Genomic DNA, 19744 nt, shown 5'->3' with positions numbered 1-19744 from the left:
TGAATTAATAATTCAGTTGCGCTATAATGTAACTGTCAGTTAAACAATAGCACAGAGGTTTTTATGAGCTCACGTAACAAGCAAGATATTCAACTTATTTTCAAACACACGCACCGCGATTACCGTGGATTTCAATTTGGCGAAATCATGTACGGTCATCCAGAGAAAGGCACGGTGATCGGCTCAATCGAATTGATGCCAGAATCAGTATTTCAATCGAAACTGGCTATCGCGAAACGAGCAGAATTGCGCGAACAACGTGATGAGAAGCTAAAGCCAATTCTTGAAGAGTTTGGGATCGCAGCCGTGTTAAAACACAGTGCTCAATTCCGTGACACGCTGGAAGAGGTTCGCATACACCTTTTACCTTGTGTAGAGCGCAGCAAGCGAGCTCTGTTATTACAAAGCATTAAGTGTGCTGACATTACTTGGCTTTAGGTTATCACCCGTTACAGGCTCATAGAGACGCTATGAGCCACAACCAAATTAAGGATTGAACTATGAAATTGGGCGCAAATTTTGTTGTTTCTTGGGGCGATGAGGGGCAAGGCGATGAAGAGTATGCAGAATGCTGCTTGGATTTGTCAGTTGCTTTGTCGCATCATGGCAAATTGGACGCATCGAAAGTGATGATCACTAACTGTCAGCCGCTAGACGTGGATAGCTCATACATAAAGCAAGAGCGAGTAGAGTTTTCGATATTCAATAAGTATTACACTTTGGAAGCCGAGCAAGGTACGTTAACCAAGAAAGGTATAGAGACGCTTCAAAAGTGCTTTGATACGACTCCATTACTGACACTGGGTAAAAACCAAATGTCGCCCCACCATCCGTACAGTGACCTTTTGGACGTGAACCGCTTAGAGTATTTCAACACGTCTAAAGCTCCGCTACTGTTTAATCTTTCTTTCGTTAAAAATGTCCACCATGACGACAGCACAGGAAGAACAACCGTTTTCGCTTGTGATGATTGCTGTAAGGCGAACCCAGTCATTGAGGGGTATATCACGGACTACGACGAGAACCCGTATCAATTAAAGTTCGAGGCAAAATGCTCGATTGGTAGCTGCCTTGGCCGAACGTGCTCGACTCATCGTTTATTACTCCCAACAGAAACTTTTGATCAATGGCAATCTGACGTCATGGTGTGCGGTTCTACTGAGTGGCGTTGGCGCGGTGATCGTCAAACGCTGATAGCCGAATACTACAATGGACTAGAGTGGATTAAAGACGACACCCCACCAGCCGCGATGATGCTTGCTTTGCACCGATTAAAGCCTCACAACCTCATCAATAGACCCCCTATGACGGGGTATATTGAATCGCTATCAGCTCCCGAAATGATTGAACAGGTTAAGAACGCGCAAATCATGTTCAATAGACTGAAAGATTTCGATACAGAGTGCCGTGAGAATTTGGCGCAAGAGCTCGCCCAAATACGCAAGGCGGTCGCAACAATCTCATTATCAGAGCGCAATCACATACCCGTATCATTGTTTACGTCTGTTTTTGAATCTTACTTTGTCACACTGGCTAATTAAGTCGGTCAAACGGGCGTTTTTTTGAAAAACGCCCACTAATTAGGAAGTTACAATGAAAATTTTAGATACTACGATGGTTGTTAGAGTGCTGGTGGATGATTCTGTTACTGATGACCAATTAGAGGCCATTCAAGGGGCTTTACACAGTGGCAGCGAATCGGTGATCAGTGCTGATACGAAACTAAACTACATGGAAGCGATAAAGGAACACGTAGAAGTGGAAAGCAAACCGTTGAGCCAGTTGATCAAAGGGGCTGATATGTGGTCGCCTGACAAAAAAAGTGGCTACCATATTCACCATGCCTAATCCTTGAGTCACCTAGTTCGCTAGGTGACTTTTTTTAGCTAATAAGACCATTCTTTTTTATCATTTTATTGAATTAAGTTGATGTTTTGTCAACTGATTTACTTCACTTTATCTCTTTCGGTTAACTGCAAAAATCACCAATCTGCGCTATAATATACAGGTCAGTTAAACAGAAGAGTAAGGAACTATCATGACCACATCAAATATGAACATCGCTACATCACTCAGAGCTCTACTAGCTGAATGGATCGAGCAAGAAGAAGAGATGAAAGTTTTGGCAGCGAAAAAGCCTGAATACCGCTCTCACTTCCTTGGAGCAGAAACAGGCATGATGCGTCATCGTTTCGAGCTTGAAGTTTTGATGTCTCACCTTGGCATGCAAGAATCCCAACCGTCTACGCTTGATGGTGAAGCCGTTACCATTGACTCAGCGAACCTAGTATCAGATATCGTGCAAGCGACCAAGCAGCATATACCGATGGTTAATAAGTGTGAGAGTCCAGATCAGCAATTAGATTCAGTCTTGGTTACAGGTCATATGTTTCATGAGATCATGAATAATTTACCTGCTTATATTACTCAGGATTCGATTGATTCGTTTGTATTCGATGCTCGCCAAATATCAGCCACAGATAATATTTATGGTCAGAAACTGGTGGCTATTGTCGGTGAAGACAAAGCGAATGAATCTTTCAATAAGCAAGTTCAGTTCTATAACGAGTGTTTCAGGTAGTACCGTAGTCATACCGCCCTAGTGAAAGGCTAGGGCATTTTCTAGAAAAACGAGGTTAAGCAGATGAAAAATATGAACATTACCCTGTTTAAATCAGTTAACGGAATACTGAAACCGCTGTCTAATCGCGATGCATGGCGACTGTCAGACGTAAAAGAAGTCATTGAACTGGCTACGATGTGGCGCGACCACGGCAATGATACGGTCGATTATTGCTTTGTTGGATTAGGGCTCACTCTGTCAGTTGAAACCGTTTACCAGAACAGACAGGCACTAAAACAAGGTCACACGACCCTCATGCAGTTATTTGCTGCAACTGATTGGGAATGCGTAGCCTAATCTAACCACCATTGGCATGCTCATCACTTGAGTATGCCACCAGCCCCTTTTTATCTAATAAGACAATCCTTTTTTATCATTTTATTGATTTAAGTCACTGTTCTGTCAACACTTTTAATTACATCAAAACCCATCATTAAGGTGGTTATACTTGCCGAGCTGCGCTATAATGACACTGTCAGTTAAACAATAGCACTAAGGAATCACCATGAAAATTGAACAAGCACTTATCAACTACTACTCTCAGCTTCCAAAGCTGGCCACCATTCACGGTTTCGTTGCCGCTTACGTGCCAATCACAACCGCTGATTATGTTGGTTACGCTTGCTTATACCGTTCTGGCTCTGTGTGGACTAAGGCAATGTTCAATGAATCAGAAGTTGTGGCATTCAAGGACAGTGATCAAACTCTGTCAGCAGCTCGCGCAGCCGTAAAGCAATACCCATCATATGGCGTCACCCAATTAAACCACCCGATTGACCAAAAGCCATTAAGTAGCCAGCTCTATGTTATGACAGGCTTCAATTACAATTGTGATTGGAAAGACTTGATCCATGAAAATGTGCGAGTTGGCTTTGTCCACAAGAAGAGTCAGCAAGTGGTGATCTTCCACGAAGATGATCTATTTCGTCACGCTCAAACAAGAGTTACGATTTTTGGCTCTGACTTCAATATTGATGGCGTTAAAGAGGATGCCATTAACGATATGATATCCAATCCGATCTATGGCTTTGCACCTCAATCATTAGTGGATACGGGCTTAAAATGTGTTGAGTCGAAAGACCATGCAAAATCACTAGCCAATGAAATTAAAAATCACTATCGCCTAAAGCATCGCTTAGAAACGAAGTTCGACAATATTAACTTTGAGCAAGATCTGGACACTGATGATATTCCTTTTGAGTTGGAAGCTGATGCCCATCAGCCAACCGAAAACGAAATGATTGCCGTGATGTTTAAAATGGACGAAACCAGCAACTATATAGAGATCATCTAAACCCTATCTGTGCCGCTTCAATGAGGCGGCAAGATTGAGCGATTTTTCAAAAAAATATGTTGAGCTTTGCTGGTGGAAAGCTAAGGAATAGTAATGAGTTACATTGTCACGCGAAAGACCGTTATCACCGAACCCGTACCTTATGAGTCAGCTCAAGCGATTCGATTTGATAGTGGGTTGCACCTTGAATCATTCGGGACACTTCTCATCGTCTCATTCAATACGCACGTTGAGAACTTAGAAACACAATTCAAGTCAGCACTGGCTTACATCATCTATGACCCGTCAGGCTCACACGGTGGCGAGAACCTGATCGAACACATCAAACCTTATGGCTCAGATGTAAGGTCACTAGAGCAGTTTAATGAATCGGTACTGCCTAAAGTGCTCAAGAGCCTCCACGGTCATTTTCAGGTAATGGGACGCCCAGAGGGTGAATTAATCCTTAATGCCATGTTCGACTATATGCGAAGCCCTAACGGTTTACCCGTCGAGCACACACGCACCAATTTAAACATTCGTAAGAATGACCCTAACAGAACTTGGGACAGGATACCGGTTGCTGTAAGTACGGGGTTTGATGGCTTAACCGTATCTGTCGATGGATACGAGACGTTAACAGGAGACGCCCCAATATTCTTAGAACATTATCAAGGTGTTTTGAGGCTGTTGGTATGGGCTGACCCAGAGCAGGAAGACCACACACACCTGATCAATCTGAAACCTAACCAACAAGGATGAGGGGAAACTAATGCTTATCACTATCACGAAACACCCGTTAAAAACCAAGATGGTCGCGCCAAAGCAGATCACCGACGATGAGCGTCAGTTGATTTCGTATGTTGTTGCTACGTTCTCATTTCTGTTGAGCCGTGGTGAAACAACGCTGATGAACTTTGCCAACCTCATCGGTAATCACTCAGAAGACGAACGCGCTCAAGACGTGGCCAGCCAAATGCGAAGCATTGCGACAAAGTACGCCTAGCCGTTTTACTCATCATACTGCAACTTAGCGGCTCACTGCCTTGTGGGTCGCGCCATCAACCACCAGCCCTTTTATTGCAAATAAGACATAGTCTATTTATCAATTTTCTGATTTAAGGCTCTAAATAGTCAAGTCATTTAGTTTTGCGTCATGCCTCTAATACTCGTGGATTCAGAATCAAACACTGGCATTATTGCGCTATAATGTAAGCCTGTCAGTTAAGTTATAGAGTAAGAGAGTAACCAATGAGCCATTCAACATTTCAAGCACCGATATACAGCCAGAATGTAACCCTATTCCCAGAGCAGCACCAGAAAGGCAACCAGCCACTATCAAGGTTTAGCTGGGTTACATTGCCTCAATCTTTCTATAGCCAACAGTTTGCATCAACTCACTCATTGACCAGCTATACAGCCCCTGTTGATTCGCTTGAGCGTAAGAACTTGCCAGAGGGCGTGAAGTGGTGTGCAAAACAACATTGGGCGTATTTCACCAACTCAGCCAAGATGATGCTATTGGAGTACTTGGAGACGAAAAACGAGCTAGATGAGATCAAGCGTCGATGGCCAGATGATACGGTTAAGATCACTCACTTTGAATACATGGTTTCTGAGTACCTGAAAGAGTTTAAGTTTTGCTGCCTTGCGCGTAGAGAGCAAAGAGGGTTGATTAAATCAGGGCAGCTACCATCACGTATTCAAAAGCGAGTGGATTGGTTCAGATCTCTACAAACGTTCGTCCATTCCGCACCGCACAGTCATGACATGCTTGAAACACAGATTGGCGAATACCTAAATACAAATTTGCGCGAGTTGTCTGTTATGTATAACGGCAGTACAAACGCTGGCTCGTTTGATGGGTACTCGATTGATGAACGCTTTGAAATGATTGAAAGGGTACTGATGACCTATGCTTGCGAACAGCGTAACCCAGACCATGTACCAGATGATCACCAAGGCGAGTTTAAAGATGGCCTTGAGTTGTTGGGTATTTGGGAGCGTTGGATTTGCGCGAGTTTTTTCAAACTCAATAATGAGGGGGAAACCCAGCTGTCGACGTTAACCCCACTTTTCACTGATTTTTCAGAAAAACATGGATGCCATGAGGGATTGAAGTTACTCGGAACGATGATCAAGCTTGGCAATGCAATTGAATTCGATGAAAACGACGACTCATTTGGTTGGGGTGTGGACTACTAACCCAATTCAGGGCGGCTCTTACACTCAAAGAGTCGCCCACATACCGCAAAAACCCAGACCCTCTTTTTATCCAATAAGACACTTCTTTTTTTCTCATTTTATTGAATGAAGTCGGGGGCTTGTCAACTGATTTAATTCTCTCTATTTTCCTGAAAAACATTACAAACCATATACTTAGATAATCAACTGCGCTATAATGACACTGTCAGTTAAGCAATAGCACATTCATTTTTAAGAGGGTATCACCATGACAGTTCAAGCAAGCAAAAACTTCAAAGGTAACATTGTTCGCGGTATGTGGATTGAGCAATCACTGTATAACAACGGTCTAGGCGTCATCGTTGCAACTTACAATCTCGATGCAGATGATTGTGAGACTATGGCTGGTGGTGTCATGGCTTCTGGTGGTGGTGAGGTCGATATCGTGTATTTGAACGGTAAGTTCTCACGTCGTCACCCTGAGTGCTTATTGCGCTCTGGAATTCAAACAGGCGTGATTGAGGGTAAGGAACTAGCAAGCGAAGAGAAGATCGCTGAGCTGCTAGCCAATCACGAACTATACACACGCACTGAGCAAGCTAAAAAAGATGCAGAAGATAATGCATTCAATGAAGCTGTAGAGGCGATGAGTGTAAATCCTGAGTACTCGCACCTAGCAAACGCTGAACGCTACTGTGGTGCGCCTACCGTGGCTAAAAACGTGCGTAAACACCTAAAGAAACATTTCCCTAGTCATAAGTTTTCAGTGCGTAGCCGTGGCTATGACTGCATCGATGTTTCTTGGGAAGACGGAGCAATGGCAACGGACGTACAAAAGGTTGTTGATGAGTTCACCGCTGGCCACTTCTGCGGCATGGAAGACATCTATAAAGACGGTACAAGCCCATTTACTCACCTTTTCGGTAAAGTGAAATACATGTTCACGCACCGCTCTTTCAGTGACTCAGTGATTGAGCAGACTATTGCAGAGGTAACAAAGGGCGACCCACTAGAGGGAACAATCTCGCTAGAGGATTACAAGCGAGGCGGCTTGATTACAAAAGTACTTCAAAAGAGCGCAAGCGTTGACGATGTAGGTTTGGTGATTGGTCGCGCACTGACTTCTAAGAGCTTCTACACTAAGCCAGAACCAAAAGCGAAGAAGAGCAAAGCAACGGCACAAAAAGCCGCTATTGCTCAACCAACGGGTACAGAGGTAACAAACCCATACGACCTACCACTGAGCCAAGTACAGGAAACAACGCACACCAAGAAGAACAAACAGATCTTTGTTGTGTCCATGGTTGAGCGTCTAGCGCGTGAAACGTTCTTGATTCTAAAGGCACAAGCTAAGAACTTGAAAGGATATTACTCTAGCTACTCAAAAGGCGAAGCAATTGCTGGCTTCATTTTCCCAGATGAAGAATCAGCAATGGAGTTCATCAAAACCGCCCACGCATAAACAGATCCCAAACGAAGAAACCCAGCCGTTGAGCTGGGTTTTTTTATGAAGACTTTTGTTGCGAATATGAAGACTAACGATGCAAAAACGCTTATGCAGTCTTTTGATGCAAATATGAAGTCTTTCGATGCAGAGCCGTAGCTGGTGGCCAACATGCTTTTTCATCCAATAAGACAAGCCTCTTTTATCTCAAATGATTGATAAAGTCCTGCCCAAAAGTCAAAACCTTTAATCCTCATCAGTCACTGATTAACGTGAACCTAGACAGGTAACGCACTTGAATCTGCGCTATAATGACACTGTCAGGTAAACAATCTCGGAGAGAACCCATGAGCTTAAAAGAAATTCGTAAACAACAAATTCTAGATGATGGTATTCAGTCGGTTGAGCACAAGGGCTTTACTGTCATGATCTCAAGCGTTCGAGGAAGCGCTATGGAAGTCACAGTGATGCGTATGCTTGAAGAGTCCAGCGATGCCGCGCATGTCCTACTGCTTAGCTCGATGTGCCACTCTTTGGAAGATGTAAGGGCAGAAGTGAAAGACACTGTGAATGATTACTCTCATACAGCCAAACAGATTCAGGCGCTCCACGATAACGGTATGGATATGACCAACCAAGATAACCAGTTCACCGCACAGCAGATCATCGACAAAGCTGCTTAATCTATCGCACTGCCGACCCATGGCAGTGCTCCCCCTTTTTAAACGAATAAGACACCCTCTCTTTTTATTCTCATCATTGAGTAAGTCCTGCGCCAAATGCAAGTATTACGTTAACCCTATTCGATACATACCCACTGTTTGAAGACCGTTTTTCAGAAAAACAAAACTCAAAATTAACTCTCCCTTAATTAAGAAAATAGTGGAATTAATAAGCCAACAGCGCTATAATGACACTGTCAGTTAAACAAACCAACTTAATAAGTGAGAGCACTATGTACCATCCAACTATTCTTGATGTAAAACAGCCTGTACCGTCATTCAACAACATCGCGACTGAATCAAACTGGCGCGACCTGATTGTAGACGACCGTACAGACAGCAACATTTTCTTTGATGTTGATATCCAACCTTTGTCTTTGTGGACACCAGAGGGTATGACGGACAACGGTGAGCAAGTTGTGATCAACAAGTCTGATGATCACGTTATCAAAACACACGGCAAAGATTACGCGCTTCTTAAAAACGCTGATGCTTTTGATTCTATTCAGCAATCAATTAATAACCTAGCGGCTAAAGGTCATTTAAATCTAGATGGTTGTTTCATTAAAGATGCGGTAGTCCAAAAGGGCGGTAAAGTAATTCGTCAATATTTCTTTCCTGCACACCGCGTTACAGTAGGCGAGGGCGACAGCGTTATTTTGCGCCTTGTGGTAATTAACTCTTATGACGGTAGCTGTAATTTTCAAGTTCAAGCTGGTGGCTTTCGTATTGTCTGCACTAACGGATTAGTGACAGGTGAGAAATTCCTATCATTAAATGCTCGCCATAGCGGAAATATGGATTTACAGCTTATGACGCAAAAAGTGGAAACGACTGTAAATAGCTTTTCTGAAATGGGACTTTACTGGAAGAACCTAATTGAAACACCACTAGAAGATAAACACGCAGACCGTATCATTACGGCTATCTCTACCGACAAGGACAAAGTAAGCCTTAATAAATTCGATATGTTTGACCGTCTATACACTGAACACAAAAAAGATATGGGCGCGAACTATTGGGCAATGTATAACACCCTTACAGCTTATTCGACTCATTACAAAGTACAGGACAAGAATATTGCTAACCTTGAAAATGTTCGCCTTGGTCGTGAGCAAGAGGTAAGCGTTTTTCTGAAAAACAAACTTTGGGAAGTCGCAACAGCTTAATAAATACCATCACCATAAAGGGACTCGATTGAGTCCCTTTTTTTGTTTTTGATATTTTCCTTTTTTTCGCCCGTCAGATTCCATGCGATTTTTTATCCAATAAGACATTTCCTTTTTTTCAAAGAAGATACATTGCTTTTTTATTCTCATTATTGAATGAAGTCGGGCTCGAAAGTCAAAGGAATTCGATATTCCATTTGGCATCGTTTTTTAGAAAAACGGTTCTAAATAAAAGGACGGAAATTGTTGCTTAAATCGAAGAAACCGCGCTATAATGACACTGTCAGTTAAACAAAGCATCTTAATTTAAGGAAACACATTATGAATACTCAAAACATCACTCCAATGACTAAAGCAAACGTTAAAGAAATCAGCTCTGAATTAAAAGCGCAAGGCATCGCGTGTTCACGTCCTGATGGTCTTCGCCTTTCTCTAGCTGCTATGTTTGTTATTGAGGGCTTCAACTACCGCGCAGAAGACCCGAAACATATTGAGCAACTTGTTATTGCATTCGCTAACGGTTCTCGCCCAGCGCCATTTATTGTGCAACCGCACGAAACTGATAACGGCACTCGTTACGGTGTTATTGGTGGACACCACACACGCAAAGCAATTCAAGTTCTAACAGAACTAAATAACAACTGTGAGCTTAAAGGTACTATTCAATACGGTGAAGTTGAATTTACTAAAGAAATGCTTAAGCCATTTAAAACAGACGCGATTTATAATGCCGAGGCTGTTTTTCCAAAAAATGCTAATGAAGCGAAAATCATGGCGTTTAACCATAACCAAGGCAAGAAACCGTCAGTAATTGAAAATGCTCGTTTCTTCAAAGGTCTATTAGATGATGGTATGGATCTGGCTGAAATTGTTGCTCAAACAGGTAACAGCAAGTCAGTAATCTGTAATACTGTTAAGCTACTGGACGGTGACAATGAATTACTGAACTTGGTTGAGACTGGCGCAATTAGCGCAACCAAGGCGCGTACATTCATTAATAAACACGGAGCTGAAAAAGCTACTGAATGGGCTAAGGCTGAGATTAACCTTAAGAATGGCGTTACTGTTCCTGCTGATGATAATAACGCAGAGACGACCACTCAGGAGCAATCAGAGGTTATTACTGGTGATGTTGTGACAACTGAGAATACCACTCGACTAGCTGCTAAAAATCACGCTGTTGAGTCTGGTTTAAAAACTCGCAAATTAACTGAGAGCAAAGTTAAGGAACTTGAAGTACTAATTACCCAAATCGCTAAACGTATGAATGAAAGCGGTGTTGTGGAGCTTCCAGAGGCTTTACAAGGAAAAGTTGTTAAGCTGTCAGCTGAGATTTCAGCAATTGACGAACACAACAACAAGGTAATTCAACAGGCTGCTAACCTGTCATAATAACCAATATCTCAATAAGCCCTCACCAATAGGTGGGGGCTTTTTTGTGCCTGTTGTTTTTTTAAAAAACACGTCAGATTTGAATTAAAGTATTTGACCTCGTTTTTTTATCAAATAAGACAAACTTCTTTTTTTATCTAATAAGACATATTTCGTATAAAAACTCGACTCACGGTTTTAATACAAAAGTTTGCAATCTTGTTAAAAGTATGATAAATTCCATTTATAAATTAATCTAATAGTGATTTATAAAATAATTATTAAATATTTATAATTGTTCTAATAGAAGTAGAGCTTTAGCCAAAATAGCCCTCAGTTTCATTCTTTTAATCTTCATTAAACATTTCTTAAGAATCTTTAAAGCCGTTCATTTACTAATCGAATCTGTGTTATAATTAGACTAGTTAAATCTGAGCGAGATATCATTGTGATTAGTCCATTAGACTTAGTTCATTCAAATAGCCAAAAAATCTTTAAATCTGAAATCGTTTCTCCAAATGCAACCTTTCAGCGTGTTCAATTTGGTGTGTATGCAACAATACTAAAATCGGGTCTTTTCAATTCAAACTGCCTTACTTATCCAGAGTTGATTGAAAATATCCCCACCCAATATTACCCATGCCCTACTCATATGGTTGACACTTTTACATTATCTACAATGATGATGCAGAAGACATACAAGGAATATATTAATCATATCGATTTGGGTTTATGCGAAAGTGATGAGAAAAATCTATTAGACTTGTTTAAGATGCTTCCGCTTACCCAAGAACAATGTAATATGTTTTTGGTTAACACTAATGTTATTGAGATGCCTATTTCAGCAGATGGAATAGTGTATCTTCTAGAAAAGGTAACTAAAAAAAGCATCAGTAAATCTCCAATCAGTTTGTATGATGCAATTTCTGATACCTCTACAACACGACACAAAAGAAATAGTAAACCTAGTGTTTTTATAATTACGAATGAACAATTTTCTTCTTACTCATTAAAGAGTCATTTTGCTAAAGTGATAAGAGCTGTTCGTGGTATGAATATTCAATTTGGTTTTGTTGTACCAAGTTTACTTTGTGCTGAAATGCCTTTGATGCAAAAAAAGGTTAATAAGTTCACCCCTGCTATGTTGTCATCAATTTTGTCATCTAGAGCAGAATATGAATACTTATCTGATAAAATAGTTGTGGCTGGTAAGGTTGATGATTCTGAATTCATAAAGCTATTGTCATTACTAGTTAAAAAAACTAGCCCATTGCCTTTGTCTAAATTACTGCCATTTTTCATTCAACTTTTCGAATACAAAACATTCAGTTCTAAATCAAGAAAAAGACTGTCTAAGAAGAAATTTTCATTAGATGATATTTCTAAAGATTTTGATGTCAGTATTGTTTCTAAAGAAATTCTAGTGTCTGTAATTGCATTGTCTGATGTTCTTACAATTAAAGATATTAATGGCGAGTCTGTAATTTCAATCAAAGATGATTTTAAGGATACGGATTATTTTGATAGAGAGTCTTATTGGTATGATGTTTTCCTATCATATCTAGCTAGCAATGTTGGCCATGAATACTCACTTGATGGGTGTATTAAGTTTTACGTTGAATTCATGAAAGACTCTTTTGAACGAGTGATAAATGAACCAAATGGTTTCTTTAATTCTATAGGTGATGAATTTTCAGTGGACGATGACAATGTCATTTTTCAAGAAAATAGGTCAGGTGAGTTTATTCAACCAGATCTCGATATTGTTACTGATGAAATTACGTATAAGCTTTCAGCTAAAGATGAACTAGAAAACTTAGGGTTAAGTAACTTTTCAGTATATGAAGAGGCTTTCAATGATGCATGGAAACCCAAAAAAGGTTCTAAAGTTAAGAGGCTTAATGCATTAGACCTTTATTACAATGAAGATTACATAAAAGATTTTACAGAGTGGATGACTCATTCTAGACCTAAGAGCGCACTAAACTTATTAAGAACTGATATCGAAACATCTACTAAGAATTTAATCTCTCAAAAAAAGCGTTTAGCATATATTGAAAGTAACTCTGACCAAACTGATGAAGACTCTCGAATCACTGCAATTGAAAATACAGGTAATCGCATTTCTCAATGGCAGCACCGAATTGATAGAAACAATGAGGTGATTGAGTGTGTACTTAGTTCTGAGCTTTCTACCTCGTTAGAGGAATTAGATAATGAGCTATTGGAACTTTACGCTAAAAGGAAATCTCTTCGTATAAAAACAAAAGAGTTTGAATGTTCCAAGATAATTCATGACTATATTCTAAGTAAGGGGCGTAAGGCGAATAGAGAGGAACTTATGGCTTATATAGAAGATTATCTGAACTCTTTGTCATTAACGACAACAAAGGACGGTAGCGTTATCTACAGGACGCTTTATAACATGTATACCTATCATCCATTTAACGTTTTATTTTCTGAATAAAAAAAGGGCTACTTAGGTAGCCCTTTTTCATTTCTCTCTAGTATTATACGCTTGGTTCTACTGACTCATGTTCTTGATTCGCATGCATCCTCGTATAAGCTTCATAATCATCAGGTCTATATTCGCTATTGTGTTCTTCATTATTAATGTTTGTCTGATTGTTTAGAGAATTCACATAAGCAATATCTTCTTTAAATGTTTCAGCGAAAGACTTTTCTGGTAACTCTCTCTCTGCAACATCAAGTAACCCCTCTAAATCAAGGTTGCCTAAAGCATGCTGTGTAGATGCCTCTAGCATTGGATGTGGCTTTTCGTTAATCAAAGTACCAAAGATGTACTTCTGTACCGCAGCCTTAGACATATCGGCTTTTAAGCGTTGCAAACCTACTGCGATCGTTCCAGAAATTCTCGCGCCAGATGTTATAGAGGCAACATTTGCAACGTTGTTTACTGCTACTTCCATTTTGGCAGGATTAGTAAATAGAGGCTCACCGTTCTCAGCGAGGGATTGTGCAATCGCTGATTGTAAGAGTCTGCGATCTTCATGCTTCCATTGCTTGTAACTGTAGTTATGCATATCGTCACCGTATTTTTCTTTGAGTGATTTATACAAATCATTAGCAAGGTCATAAGCAGATTTAGCTTTCGGTTCATTCGAGTCAGTAACTTGTTGGTCTTCTCTCTGAGGCGTGGTCTGATCTTGAGTGACCTGTTTATTCACTGGGCTATCTGCAACCTTTGTTTCTTGGCCATCAGCCTCTGTTTTTTGAGTTTGACTTGTTTCTAGTGGCTCGTTGCTAACATTACTTACAGGGCGCTCTTGTGGAGTTTGAACATTTGGGTTTGGTTGTGTTGGATTGACGATTGAATTTAATTCACTCGGTGTTCTTTGAGGTACTTTCGCTGTTTCAGGTTGCCCGATAGACCTATTTGCTAAGACGCTATCCATAACATCAACTTTGTTCTTAACTTCATCAACTTTTTTGCGTATACCTTGAAGTTCTGCACGTAGCTCGGTTGCTTTTATAATCTGTCCTTGGTGGAAAGTACTTAATGTGTTTGTTGGTTCGAATGTTGTACCAGCAACTGCTATCTCAACTTTATTGTTCCAATCATTGTGAATAGAAAATCCACTCTTAGTTCCATTTGTTTCAACTGACTCTTGAGACAGATCGTTAAATTGAATCTTACTCTTCTCAGAGTTAGTTGATTTTGATTCGGTATCCGCGACAGGCGACTCCGCTACGGGTTCAGCGGCTGGCTGCTCGGTTTCCGCGACAGGCGACTCCGCTACAGGTTCAGCGGCTGGCTGCTCGGTTTCCGCGACAGGCGACTCCGCTACGGGTTCAGCGGCTGACTGCTCGGTTTCCGCGACAGGTGACTCAGTTACGGGTTCAGAGGCTGGTTGCTCGGTATCCGCGACAGGCGACTCAGTTACGGGTTCAGAGGCTGGTTGCTCGGTATCCGCGACAGGCGATTCGTTCTGAGGTTCAGCGGCTGGCTGCTCGGTTTCCGCGACAGGCGACTCCGCTACAGGTTCAGCGGCTGGCTGCTCGGTTTCCGCGACAGGCGACTCCGCTACGGGTTCAGCGGCTGACTGCTCGGTTTCCGCGACAGGTGACTCAGTTACGGGTTCAGAGGCTGGTTGCTCGGTATCCGCGACAGGCGACTCAGTTACGGGTTCAGAGGCTGGTTGCTCGGTATCCGCGACAGGCGATTCGTTCTGAGGTTCAGCGGCTGACAGCTCGGTTTCTGCGACAGGCGACTCCGCTACGGGTTCAGCGGCTGGCTGCTCGGTTTCCGCGACAGGCGACTCCGCTACAGGTTCAGCGGCTGACTGCTCGGTTTCCGCGACAGGTGACTCAGTTACGGGTTCAGAGGCTGGTTGCTCGGTTTCCGCGACAGGCGATTCGTTCTGAGGTTCAGCGGCTGACAGCTCGGTTTCTGCGACAGGCGACTCCGCTACGGGTTCAGCGGCTGGTTGCTCGGTATCCGCGACAGGCGATTCAGCTACGGGTTCAGCGGCTGACAGCTCGGTATCCGCGACAGGCGATTCAGCTACGGGTTTAGCGGCTGACTGCTCGGTTTCCGCGACAGGTGACTCAGTTACGGGTTCAGACGCTGGTTGCTCGGTTTCCGCGACAGGTGACTCAGTTACGGGTTCAGAGGCTGGTTGCTCGGTATCCGCGACAGGCGATTCGTTCTGAGGTTCAGCGGCTGACAGCTCGGTTTCTGCGACAGGCGACTCCGCTACGGGTTCAGCGGCTGGCTGCTCGGTTTCCGCGACAGGCGACTCCGCTACAGGTTCAGCGGCTGGCTGCTCGGTATCCGCGACAGGAGACTCCGCTACAGGTTCAGCGGTTGACTGCTCGGTTTCCGCGACAGGTGACTCAGTTACGGGTTCAGCGGCTGGCTGCTCGGTTTCCGCGACAGGTGACTCAGTTACGGGTTCAGAGGCTGGTTGCTCGGTATCCGCGACAGGCGATTCGTTCTGAGGTTCAGCGGCTGACAGCTCGGTTTCTGCGACAGACGACTCCGCTACGGGTTCAGCGGCTGGTTGCTCGGTATCCGCGACAGGCGATTCGTTCTGAGGTTCAGCGGCTGACAGCTCGGTTTCTGCGACAGACGACTCCGCTACGGGTTCAGCGGCTGACTGCTCGGTATCCGCGACAGGCGATTCAGCTACGGGTTCAGCGGCTGGTTGATCGACATCTGCGACAGGCGATTCAGCTACGGGTTTAGCGGCTGACTGCTCGGTTTCCGCGACAGGCGACTCAGCTACGGGTTCAGCGGCTGACTGCTCGGTTTCCGCGACAGGTGACTCAGTTACAGGTTCAGAGGCTGGTTGCTCGGCATCTGCGACAGGTGATTCAGTTACGGGTTCAGCGGCTGACTGCTCGGTTTCAGATATCGGCAATTCGTTTATAGTAATGTCAGGTGTTTGTTCCGCTTTCGCATCAATTTTGGCGTTACCGGTTTCTAATGCTAATTGTGAAAACGTTTTGTTAATCTGTTCTAAATTAACGTTAATGTCTCCAAGATCGGCAACTGTATAACCCTTAGTTTGATTGTCCTGAACTGAGTACGAATCCTTAATTTCTTTAAAGTTAGTAAGACTTTCTTGTTCAAAAATACTTATAGCGGCATTAAATTCATTTGTTCTTTGAACGTCAATGTTTCTAAGTAGTTCAGTTTTTTGCTCATCAAGAGGAGAAATATCTTTCTGCTCCTTAATGACCTTTAAACTTGAGTTGATATCAACAATCCAATCTCTATAAACCTGTCTGTCTTCCTTACTCATTTTTCCGATATCAAGTGAGATGAATTCGTTTAGATTCCGCTCCATTGAACTAAATACTCTTGGTGTGTTAAATGCTGTGGCCATAGCTTCACCAAGCTCTTTTGAATCAAGAATTGTTGACTTGTCATCTTCCTGAGTGGAAAGATTTGTTTCTTGGGCAGACGTTTGCTGGTCTGAATCCGCTATAGGCTGCTCAGATTGGGGCTCAGGGGCTGTCTGCTCGGTATCCGCGACAGGTGTCTCCGCTACTGGTTCAGCGGTTGACTGCTCGGTATCCGCGACAGGCGACTCCGCTACGGGTTCAGCGGCTGGCTGCTCGGTATCTGCGACAGGCGAATCCGCTACGGGTTCAGCAGCTGGTTGATCGGCATCTGCGACAGGAGGCTCTGCTACGGGTTCAGAGGCTGGCTGCTCGGTATCTGCGACAGGCGACTCCGCTACGGGTTCAGCGGTTGGCTGCTCGGTATCCGCGACAGGCGACTCCGCTACTGGTTCAGCGGCTGGCTTCTCAGTATCCGTGATAGGCTTCTCTGTTTTAGTTTCTGATTTTACGTCAGTTTCAATAGGTTCAATATTCGGCAGGGTATCGACTTGTTTCGTCAACTCTACAAGTTCGTTTGAAAGTGACTCCATAAGAGTCAGATAGTTATCAACTCGAATCATTGCTTTATCTGAGGTACTGCTACTTAATCTTTCAATTTTTGATTCTAGGTGTTCTATTTCTGTCTGCACATCGACAATTGAACGGAATGATTGAGTTGGAATTGATGTTTCATGACGGTCAACAGGAGCAATTGAGTCAATATTTACAGAATCTCTAGTAGGTATTTCATTTGTTTCATTTGTTACTTTTTGACTCGATTTTTGGACTGGGCTCTCAACAGCTCTTTGAGGTTTATCTGAAAATGAGATATTCATTTCACGGCCTGTTTTTATTACCTGTGCATATGATTGATAATCGATACTTGTTGAATTGTGTTTTTTGAAAAAATCGTATGAGTTTAAAAGCGGCTGTTTAATATCATGAAAATCTTTAAAATCAGTACGACCTAGTTTTACATCACTAGGTATCCAGCGGTAATCATGTTGAGTGTCCACGCTCCACTTTGGAGACACTTTTGTACGTAGAGCAGTAGTGACAATATCTTCTAAATAATCTCCTGATAGCTTGCTAGCTTTCTGAGTAGCGTCTTGCTCTGAATCACCTTGTTCAATGAAATTCGATTTTAATGCCGCTTTGAGGTCATCTATGTCAGAGTATTTATTCTCTCTTTGCGCTTTAGAAAAATCCGTTCCATAAACATTGCTGAAATCTACCATAACAGAGGGTAAATCAATGGCAGATTCGAATTTAACCGCGATTTTTTTCCCTGCATTCTCTAGCTTAACGACTTTATTTGTAGAGAGATCTGTGTATTCAATTGCGGGGTAGTCTCGCTCTTGTTGTTTGCTGTTGTACATATCATTATCAGCAACATTAATAATAGGTGTCGTTGGGTGTTTCTTAATTATTTGTCTAATTACATGGTTGATGTTTCCTACGTCTAGAGCACAGATAACAGCTGCATCGATAGATCGCTCTTTCATTGAGTGATAAGAAATCAAACCATTTGCAATCCCCTCATTTGTTAGGATTACACTTGCCGTTGATGGATCACCAATAGCGTAGAACGCGAACTTTTTATGGCCATCACCAAGGCCACTAAAGAGCTTGTCTAAATATTTTTTGGATTGCCCTAAATCATCGATCTCAATTTTTTCAGGAAGTATTTTTTGAAACCCCTGTGAAACATCAAGATTTCTGTCTTCGGTAAGGCTGTCATCAAGAGGCATGAACACGGTTTTGTTTTTGGATATTCTCATGCCTGTTAGATGTTCAAACGCTTCTTCTTTTAGACCTTTTTTGTCCCAATATGAGCCGTTTAGTTGGTCAACATCTGTAATTTCCTCGGCAGATAAGTATTCGGACTTGGCATTTTCAAGATCAATGACGTTTTGCTGCCTGATTTCTTCCTCTGTTTTTGCCAAGTACTCTGCTCGTTCAATTTCCCTTTCTCTGAAACTGGCAAGAGCTTCTTCGTTGAAGAGGATGCTAGGCACGCTACCGTCTTTAAGAAACTGAACGTACTCATTTTGTGATTGAAAATTAGTAGGGTCTTGAAACATCGGGTTGAACCATATCGAATCAACAGAAGTTTCATTTCCAGAGAACTTATGAATATTTACAAGAACAGAATGTTGAACACGACTTTGCTCATCTTCTTTCATGTAAGCACTGAAAGCACCGCGAATTGGTTTCTTACTGTTATACGTCGCTTTTTTGGCAACATTTGTTTTTAGGCGCTCCGCATCTTGATTGTCGGGTGTGATGTCGATTAGTTTTAGCATTTCGACCGCATCAATGTTTGCTGCCTTGGCGTATCCGTCCAGATGACCAATGTTCATTTCAATCAACATCTTTAGGTATTCTTTAGGATCAGTAGTACCAAATTTTTGTTGCAAAAACGCAAGGCGAGAATCATCGCTATACATGTACTCGGAAGTGAATTCTTGCTGATTAGCAATTGGATTTTCTTTACTAAACATAATGCCTTTTTCAAGGCTAGCTCTGTAGCTTCTACCAAGCCTAATTGCATCGGCTTTTGACCTAGTACCTAATTGATCCATCGATTGAAGTTCATCAACACACTTAGAAATTAGGGTGTCGGCAAATTCAATAGTGGCTTTGTAATCAAACTCAGGATTATTTGGATCAAATCGCTCGCGCCACATGCTGTTGATTTTCTTATGTACCTCATTGATTTTTTGATTTTTTACTTCTCTCGAATCTTTGGACTTCCCAATAGAAACCATCGACTGATGTAGTCTTGTCATTGATGTGTTGAAAGGATGCTGGGGTGGGATTACGGCAGCACTAGCGTATCTGATAGCTGAAACACTTATATTTCGAATAAGGTCTATCTGTGGTGGACGATTTAGCTTGTGTAAACGGTCGCCCAACTGTTGAGCGGTAAGAGCAAAGTTCTCTTTATACTGACCTCGGTATTTAGTTTTTTCGCCAATATATGGCAATTTTACAGTGCTCTCCGAGTCGAACTGCGACGGCATATGTAGCATTTGACCAGTACCTGTCAGAACTGGCGTCAAAAGATCTATGGTTGGGTGTTGTGAGTTTTCCGTAATCATTTGA

The 19744-nt window shown here is 42.4% G+C and carries 15 protein-coding genes; 14 read left to right on the top strand and 1 reads right to left on the bottom strand.

Annotated elements, in window-relative coordinates; all coding sequences use genetic code 11:
- Window positions 1–63 precede the first annotated feature (63 nt).
- The 14 genes from SJY39_RS00965 to SJY39_RS00900 all read left to right on the top strand — a co-directional run bounded on the left by SJY39_RS00965 (window position 64) and on the right by SJY39_RS00900 (window position 13253).
- Complete coding sequence (locus tag SJY39_RS00965) at window positions 64–438, top strand: hypothetical protein (RefSeq protein WP_390240856.1); 375 nt, start codon at window positions 64–66, stop codon at window positions 436–438.
- A 62-nt stretch (window positions 439–500) separates the two neighbouring features.
- Window positions 501–1541: a hypothetical protein gene (locus SJY39_RS00960; protein ID WP_390240854.1), complete on the top strand. Its 1041-nt coding sequence runs from the start codon at window positions 501–503 to the stop codon at window positions 1539–1541.
- Window positions 1542–1593: 52 nt separating this feature from the next.
- Window positions 1594–1848 (top strand): hypothetical protein, encoded by a 255-nt coding sequence (locus SJY39_RS00955; RefSeq protein ID WP_390240852.1) that lies wholly within the window; start codon window positions 1594–1596, stop codon window positions 1846–1848.
- A 190-nt stretch (window positions 1849–2038) separates the two neighbouring features.
- Window positions 2039–2581 carry a hypothetical protein gene (locus SJY39_RS00950; protein ID WP_390240851.1) on the top strand — a complete coding sequence of 181 codons (543 nt, stop codon included), beginning with the start codon at window positions 2039–2041 and terminating at the stop codon, window positions 2579–2581.
- 63 nt (window positions 2582–2644) lie between these two features.
- On the top strand, window positions 2645–2920 hold the full coding sequence (locus tag SJY39_RS00945) for a hypothetical protein (RefSeq protein ID WP_390240849.1): 276 nt from the start codon (window positions 2645–2647) through the stop codon (window positions 2918–2920).
- Between the two features lie 208 nt (window positions 2921–3128).
- The gene (locus SJY39_RS00940) at window positions 3129–3917 is read left to right on the top strand and encodes a hypothetical protein (protein WP_390240847.1); all 789 of its coding nucleotides are present in this window, start codon (window positions 3129–3131) and stop codon (window positions 3915–3917) included.
- A 93-nt stretch (window positions 3918–4010) separates the two neighbouring features.
- Window positions 4011–4658, top strand: coding sequence for a hypothetical protein (locus SJY39_RS00935; RefSeq protein WP_390240845.1), 648 nt, complete (start codon window positions 4011–4013; stop codon window positions 4656–4658).
- 10 nt (window positions 4659–4668) lie between these two features.
- Complete coding sequence (locus tag SJY39_RS00930) at window positions 4669–4902, top strand: hypothetical protein (protein WP_390240843.1); 234 nt, start codon at window positions 4669–4671, stop codon at window positions 4900–4902.
- A 245-nt stretch (window positions 4903–5147) separates the two neighbouring features.
- Window positions 5148–6101 carry a hypothetical protein gene (locus SJY39_RS00925; protein ID WP_390240841.1) on the top strand — a complete coding sequence of 318 codons (954 nt, stop codon included), beginning with the start codon at window positions 5148–5150 and terminating at the stop codon, window positions 6099–6101.
- Between the two features lie 247 nt (window positions 6102–6348).
- Window positions 6349–7542: an LPD29 domain-containing protein gene (locus tag SJY39_RS00920; protein WP_390240839.1), complete on the top strand. Its 1194-nt coding sequence runs from the start codon at window positions 6349–6351 to the stop codon at window positions 7540–7542.
- A 329-nt stretch (window positions 7543–7871) separates the two neighbouring features.
- Window positions 7872–8207, top strand: coding sequence for a hypothetical protein (locus SJY39_RS00915; RefSeq protein ID WP_390240837.1), 336 nt, complete (start codon window positions 7872–7874; stop codon window positions 8205–8207).
- A 227-nt stretch (window positions 8208–8434) separates the two neighbouring features.
- Entirely contained in the window at window positions 8435–9415 is a 981-nt protein-coding gene (locus tag SJY39_RS00910) for a DUF932 domain-containing protein (protein ID WP_390240836.1), read from the top strand.
- 321 nt (window positions 9416–9736) lie between these two features.
- Entirely contained in the window at window positions 9737–10807 is a 1071-nt protein-coding gene (locus tag SJY39_RS00905) for a hypothetical protein (protein ID WP_390240834.1), read from the top strand.
- Window positions 10808–11234: 427 nt separating this feature from the next.
- Complete coding sequence (locus SJY39_RS00900; RefSeq protein ID WP_390240832.1) at window positions 11235–13253, top strand: hypothetical protein; 2019 nt, start codon at window positions 11235–11237, stop codon at window positions 13251–13253.
- A 43-nt stretch (window positions 13254–13296) separates the two neighbouring features.
- On the opposite strand, the gene SJY39_RS00895 is transcribed toward SJY39_RS00900, so the two are convergent.
- On the bottom strand, window positions 13297–19740 hold the full coding sequence (locus SJY39_RS00895) for a hypothetical protein (protein WP_390240830.1): 6444 nt from the start codon (window positions 19738–19740) through the stop codon (window positions 13297–13299).
- Window positions 19741–19744 lie beyond the last annotated feature (4 nt).

Origin of the sequence: Vibrio sp. R78045 (assembly GCF_042466085.1) — a bacterium.
Lineage (GTDB): Bacteria > Pseudomonadota > Gammaproteobacteria > Enterobacterales > Vibrionaceae > Vibrio > Vibrio cyclitrophicus.
Note: the sequence above shows the minus strand (reverse complement) of the source record. Positions and strands in the feature narration are given on the sequence as shown.

Bases quoted from the DNA above. Each gene is read 5' to 3' on its own strand.
- SJY39_RS00965 (WP_390240856.1), top strand. From the start codon at position 64: ATGAGCTCACGTAACAAGCAAGATATTCAACTTATTTTCAAACACACG.
- SJY39_RS00960 (WP_390240854.1), top strand. From the start codon at position 501: ATGAAATTGGGCGCAAATTTTGTTGTTTCTTGGGGCGATGAGGGGCAA.
- SJY39_RS00955 (WP_390240852.1), top strand. From the start codon at position 1,594: ATGAAAATTTTAGATACTACGATGGTTGTTAGAGTGCTGGTGGATGAT.
- SJY39_RS00950 (WP_390240851.1), top strand. From the start codon at position 2,039: ATGACCACATCAAATATGAACATCGCTACATCACTCAGAGCTCTACTA.
- SJY39_RS00945 (WP_390240849.1), top strand. From the start codon at position 2,645: ATGAAAAATATGAACATTACCCTGTTTAAATCAGTTAACGGAATACTG.
- SJY39_RS00940 (WP_390240847.1), top strand. From the start codon at position 3,129: ATGAAAATTGAACAAGCACTTATCAACTACTACTCTCAGCTTCCAAAG.
- SJY39_RS00935 (WP_390240845.1), top strand. From the start codon at position 4,011: ATGAGTTACATTGTCACGCGAAAGACCGTTATCACCGAACCCGTACCT.
- SJY39_RS00930 (WP_390240843.1), top strand. From the start codon at position 4,669: ATGCTTATCACTATCACGAAACACCCGTTAAAAACCAAGATGGTCGCG.
- SJY39_RS00925 (WP_390240841.1), top strand. From the start codon at position 5,148: ATGAGCCATTCAACATTTCAAGCACCGATATACAGCCAGAATGTAACC.
- SJY39_RS00920 (WP_390240839.1), top strand. From the start codon at position 6,349: ATGACAGTTCAAGCAAGCAAAAACTTCAAAGGTAACATTGTTCGCGGT.
- SJY39_RS00915 (WP_390240837.1), top strand. From the start codon at position 7,872: ATGAGCTTAAAAGAAATTCGTAAACAACAAATTCTAGATGATGGTATT.
- SJY39_RS00910 (WP_390240836.1), top strand. From the start codon at position 8,435: ATGACACTGTCAGTTAAACAAACCAACTTAATAAGTGAGAGCACTATG.
- SJY39_RS00905 (WP_390240834.1), top strand. From the start codon at position 9,737: ATGAATACTCAAAACATCACTCCAATGACTAAAGCAAACGTTAAAGAA.
- SJY39_RS00895 (WP_390240830.1), bottom strand. From the start codon at position 19,740: ATGATTACGGAAAACTCACAACACCCAACCATAGATCTTTTGACGCCA.